This window comes from Psychrobacter coccoides, assembly GCF_017498085.1.
Classification (GTDB): Bacteria; Pseudomonadota; Gammaproteobacteria; order Pseudomonadales; family Moraxellaceae; genus Psychrobacter; species Psychrobacter coccoides.
Map to the genome: position 1 here is coordinate 1 of NZ_JAGBKM010000042.1, position 5,362 is coordinate 5,362.

The following is a 5,362-nucleotide window of genomic DNA, read 5'->3' on the forward strand; positions in this document are numbered from 1 at the left end:
ACAGAGATGTTAATGGAGCAAAAAACATTCTCGCGGTCGGGCTTGGCCGTCTTTAGTAGGAATCCCCGTTCCTTTTAGGTCGGGGAGGAAGTCAATTGCAGATATGTCTCGTTTATTACTCCAGTATACGATATGCTATTATATATAGTATTGAAGGGATGCTTTGCACAGTACACAAAAAGCAACTCGTTCAGTCGTTTTTTAATGATGATTAATCACTGGAGAAAACAATGAAAAAAGTTCTTGCGACTGCATTAGCACTAGGTGCAACATCATTGATGGTGGGCTGCACGGCTACCAACGCAATGTCACAAAAAAGTCAGGTCACACCTGAGGTCGAAACACCCAAACCCTCGGTATTGATTAACGTTACCTCAGATGATGCGCAAGTACAGCTCATGTCAATGGTACTGACCATGCAATCAGCGCAACAAGGCGCTGATACTCGCGTATTACTATGCGGGCCAGCAGGTGATATGGCACTACGTGACGCCCCTGCCAGTGCCACTACAGGACAGCCGCCCAAAAACATGAGCCCGCAAGGCCTCATGCAAATGGTCATGAAGAACACCAGTACTAAAGTTGAAGTATGTGCCATTTATTTGCCTGGTAAAGGTGCTGATCAATCAGCATTGATAGACGGTGTGACCGCCGCTGATCCTGCTGAGATTGGTGCCCTGCTGGTAGATGCAAATACTAAAGTTGTGAGCTTTTAACACAAAACACCATGAGCCGTAGACAGTCATCACAGTGATCAGAGACACGATATCAATATCGTGTCTTTTTTAATATCAGCCTGCTAATGCTTTGTTTTTTGACCATCAACAGTCCCGAATATCAGCTATAATGAGTCGTACTAACGCCTCCTACTAAAGATGGCTCATATTAAAATCATAAGAAAGTCATAGTAAGCCAGCACCTTTATCGATAACAGTGAAGAGCAACAAGGTACAAGCCATGATAAATACCAACACATATAAGTCCGTTTATGTACTGGCGGAGCAGCTATTAGAAGCCGATAGTGACAACGATCAACAAAGATTTGCTGCTCTTTATACGCAGCTTGAAGCCCTCTGTATTGACAATGAGAAAAATGGAAAGGATCATCCTGAACAATGGGAAACGCTCGCTGATTTTACTGAAGATTTAGAGGCAGCATTGGTCATTTATCAAAAGGCGCTTGGCAAAGCGACGGCTGTGAATTCTAAAGACCATATGGCCTCAATCGCTTTTTCGATGGCTGAGCTACAGTATGAGCTGGGCCAAACAGAAGCGGCTATCCACAGTCTACAAAATGCCCAAGTCAGTGCCAATAAAATTGGAGATAAGGCATTCAAAAATGAAATAAACCAGTTATTGACTAAATGGCTGAAAGAATAGAGATAAATGCTGGTGAAGTGGTTTTAAAGCATAAGAATTGAATTAAATCGACTATACTTCTGCCAATCTACTTGTATTTTGTCGTAAAATTGTCCAGAATAATGTTACAAAGTCGTGTTAGCGATTTCGTCTCAATTTGTCCTCAATACAATGCTTAATAATTAATGCTCAATAATTTGCTTCCTACTTATTGTATTGGGGGTTTATTTTAATAGGGAAGTTACTAGGAAAATAGTATGAATTCAACTAACCATGAAGCGCGCGTTCAACACGAAGGTTTGCGCGAAAAGATCATGTCGGCTGAAGAGGCCGCTTCATTTGTACAAAATGGCATGAACCTAGGTATCGCAGGGTTTACCGGTGCAGGCTATCCAAAGTTTGTACCCACTGCTATCGCCAATCGTGCCAAAAAAGCCCATGCCAATGGTGAAGAGTTTGGTATTGGTATGCTTACAGGAGCATCAACCGCTCATGATTGTGATGGGGTATTGGCAGAGGCCAACTGTGTGAATTTTCGTGCGCCTTTCCAGTCTGATCCAGCCATGCGTAACCATATCAACGCAGGCGAGACACACTACGTTGACATGCACCTATCACACTTTGAGCAGCAAGTGCGCTTTGGTTTTTATGGGGATATGGACATCGCCCTGATTGAAGCGACGGCTATCACACCAGAAGGTAAGATCATTCCTTCGATGGGTATCGGGACCAATAATCAGTGGCTCAAGTCCGCTAAAAAGGTCATCATCGAAGTCAACGCTCGTCAAAGCATGAAGCTTGAGAACATGCATGACATCCCTGAAGATATCGGCGAGCCGCCGCATCGTCAGCCGATTCCGATTGTTGATCCAGCCAACCGTATCGGTACGCCGTATCTAGAGTGTGATCTTGATAAGATCGTCGCTATCGTGATGACTGATGCGCCAGATCGTAACAGTAAGTTTGCTGATCCTGATGAAAAATCTAAGAAAATCGCTGCGCAAATCATCGACTTTTTAGAACATGAGGTCAAAAAAGGCCGTTTGCCTAAGAACCTATTACCACTGCAATCTGGTGTCGGTAACGTGGCAAACGCAGTATTGATGGGTCTGCAAGACAGTCCATTTGATGATCTGATGGGCTACACCGAAGTGCTGCAAGATGGTATGCTTGATTTGGTATTGAGTGGCAAAATGACCTCAGCATCTGCTACGGCATTGTCATTTAGTCCAGACGCGTTGCAGCGTTTTAACGATAATATTGATTTTTTACGCAACAAGCTTATCCTGCGCCCGCAAGAGTTCACCAACCATCCAGAAGTGATCCGTCGTCTGGGTATCATTGCCATGAACGCAATGATCGAAGCGGACATCTACGGCAACGTCAACTCTACCCACATTATGGGTACCAAAATGATGAATGGTATCGGTGGCTCGGGTGACTTTACTCGTAACTCACATTTCTCATTCTTTGTCAGCCCGTCAACGGCCAAAGACGGTGCGATCTCTGCTATCGTTCCTATGGTATCGCATCATGACCATACCGAGCATGACGTGATGTTTATCGTTACAGAGCAAGGCTTTGCTGATCTACGTGGTAAGTCGCCACGTCAACGTGCGAAGGCAATTATCGACAACTGTTCGCATCCGGATTATCGTCCGATGCTACAAGACTACTATGACCGTGCTGCTAAAGCAGGTGGCCTACAAACGCCGCATATTTTGAATGAAGCGCTTTCATGGCATCAGCGTTTTGTCGAGACGGGTGATATGCGTATTAAGTAAGCGCTTATCTATGACTGATAGTCAAATATTGATGTAAATTAAAGCCTCCTGTCTGTATAGATAGGGGGCTTTTTGGTGGCCGCTTAACGATATTTTATTTTAATCTATTCAGAGGTTCATCGATTGAATTGAGGATATATAGTCAGGTCAGTATAAAAAGAATACAGTTAGACTGGGATAAATTTTTTGCAGCCTCTGTCTGCGCAGGTTCAGCACGCAAGAAAAACTTATCCCAGTCTAGCGTGTTAATGCAGTGTATCTATTTTATTTAGTATCGACTATACCCTAAATCACATAATAAAAAAGCACCTAATGAGGTGCTTTTAGCTACATTAAAGATAATAAACGTTTTTATTACTGCTGCTTATTATAATTTGCTTTTATTTGCTCGTCCATAAATTTAGCAGCAATATCGTTGTACATGTAACACTCAACCACATCAGTTTCTGGATCAAGGTTTAGTTTCTCTTTTACCCCTTGCTCGACATAGTCAGCTTCAAAAACTTCGCCATTGAAGAAGACAGCGGCATAAGTATCACCATATTGGTCAGTAAATCTCACAGCGGGCAGAGAATTATTTTGCCCAATGTTTTCTTTGACCACATCCTTTATCTCATAAGATTCTAGGTTTTGCTTATTTTCAAGCCATTGTTCTAGAGTAGGGGTATAGCGTTGATCTGTACTATAAAAAGTATAGTAGGATTCCTCAGAGGTTTCTTGTAGTACATAGCAGCTAGAGCCTTGAGGAAAAGCGATATTATCTGGAAAATAGTCATAATATAAATCTGTAAAGATGCCCGTTTCGGCATTATAATCAAGCTTACCAACGCCGCTAAGATCATAGGTAAAGATATCGTAAGTTGAATTAACAGTAGTATTGTTTTGTTGGATTTTTAACTTGAAGGTATCGTTATCAACGAAACTGATTTTGTAATATTCATTATCAAAATTTTCTGGGACACCAATAAAGAAGTTATTACCAGCATAGTAGTCAAACTCATTGTTATTGCTACTGCGAATCTGTTGATAGGCGGTCGGACTACTACCAACGACAGTTGTTATCTCTTCCTGTACGCCGTTGTTTGAGATACGAAATTTTAGTTTGCCCCAAGCGGTTTTATACTTACCATCAACGACTTCAGTAAAAATATCGTAGCCTGAATACTTTAATTCGCCGTTTACAATGGAACCGTCGCTATTCTGATCATTGAATGCTGGGTTTGAGTCATCGCTGCCGCCACAGCCTGCAAATACCAATGTACTTGATAGTAAAATTCCTGTAAATAATGTTTTATTTGTTTTCATAAAGTTATAGTCAGTTCACTATAAAAGAAATACAGCCCATATCATGAAACAGTTTAGGCAGATTATTCTCCATCCAGCCTTGGCGTAGAAACTTTGCTTGTGCCCATTTTTTCTCAATGGGGTTAAGATCAGGGCTATAGGGTGGCAGCCATAGAATGCGATGACCATGTCTGTTGAGCAGTTTTTGGATACGTCTGCTTTTATGAAACCTAGCGTTATCCATAACGATCACGCATTTAGTCTTGAGACTTGGAATAAGTGTGATCTTACACCAGTCATAAAATATATTGCTATTGATATTCTGTTCAAAGTAATCAAGCGCAAACAGCATCTTGTTATAAAGAGCACCGATGACGTTAGTTCTCTTTTTTGCTTGCCAGTTGTAGCTGTCGATACAGGGTGTACCAATCGGTGCATAGCCATGAGAGCGGATGGTCTCGTGCTCAAAGCCGCTTTCATCCATATAGATAATGGGATAGCCTTGCTGCGTAAAGCGATCAAGTTTACTCTGATAAGCCACTCTTTTTATCAGGCAGGCTTTTGGATGCTCTAAGGTCTTTTTTTTGACTGATACCTAGACGTTTTAAAGCAGTGTGCATGCCGGTCTTACTACAGTTGAATCGCCTAGCTCGCTCGTACAGATAATCGTCTGGATATTGTTCAACGTCTTTTAAGAGTGCTTCATTCGGTATTTTAGTTGGTGATTTATCTCGAGTTTGTTTGATACTTGGGTTTCTCAGCCAGCGCTGTAATGCGGTTTTGCTAACATTATAGAAAGTACAAGCCTGACGGATACTCATGTCTTTGTTTTTGACACTTTTAATCACTTGTGCTCGAAAATCTGCTGAATAGGTCATTTGTTCTTCTGCTATTTCGCTTGCTTTAAAACGATTGTATCTTATTTAAAAAGAACT

The 5,362-nt window shown here is 41.7% G+C and carries 6 protein-coding genes; 3 read left to right on the plus strand and 3 right to left on the minus strand.

Features of this window, described 5'->3' with window-relative positions:
• Positions 1 to 230 precede the first annotated feature (230 nt).
• The 3 genes from J3492_RS12880 to J3492_RS12890 all read left to right on the plus strand — a co-directional run bounded on the left by J3492_RS12880 (position 231) and on the right by J3492_RS12890 (position 3,143).
• On the plus strand, positions 231 to 716 hold the full coding sequence (locus tag J3492_RS12880; protein ID WP_207992419.1) for a DsrE family protein: 486 nt from the start codon (positions 231 to 233) through the stop codon (positions 714 to 716).
• 241 nt (positions 717 to 957) lie between these two features.
• Complete coding sequence (locus J3492_RS12885) at positions 958 to 1,380, plus strand: tetratricopeptide repeat protein (protein ID WP_207992420.1); 423 nt, start codon at positions 958 to 960, stop codon at positions 1,378 to 1,380.
• Between the two features lie 236 nt (positions 1,381 to 1,616).
• Complete coding sequence (locus J3492_RS12890; RefSeq protein WP_207992421.1) at positions 1,617 to 3,143, plus strand: acetyl-CoA hydrolase/transferase family protein; 1,527 nt, start codon at positions 1,617 to 1,619, stop codon at positions 3,141 to 3,143.
• A gap of 354 nt (positions 3,144 to 3,497) precedes the next feature.
• Here the strand turns inward: J3492_RS12890 and J3492_RS12895 are convergent, their stop codons facing one another.
• The 3 genes from J3492_RS12895 to J3492_RS12905 are packed head-to-tail and all read right to left on the minus strand — an operon-like array spanning position 3,498 to position 5,305.
• The gene (locus J3492_RS12895) at positions 3,498 to 4,448 is read right to left on the minus strand and encodes a hypothetical protein (protein WP_207992422.1); all 951 of its coding nucleotides are present in this window, start codon (positions 4,446 to 4,448) and stop codon (positions 3,498 to 3,500) included.
• Positions 4,449 to 4,458: 10 nt separating this feature from the next.
• On the minus strand, positions 4,459 to 4,968 hold the full coding sequence (locus J3492_RS12900) for an IS630 family transposase (RefSeq protein ID WP_207989865.1): 510 nt from the start codon (positions 4,966 to 4,968) through the stop codon (positions 4,459 to 4,461).
• Positions 4,952 to 5,305 carry an IS630 transposase-related protein gene (locus tag J3492_RS12905; protein WP_207988742.1) on the minus strand — a complete coding sequence of 118 codons (354 nt, stop codon included), beginning with the start codon at positions 5,303 to 5,305 and terminating at the stop codon, positions 4,952 to 4,954. Before J3492_RS12905 ends, J3492_RS12900 begins: the two co-directional genes overlap by 17 nt.
• Between the last annotated feature and the right edge of the window lie 57 nt (positions 5,306 to 5,362).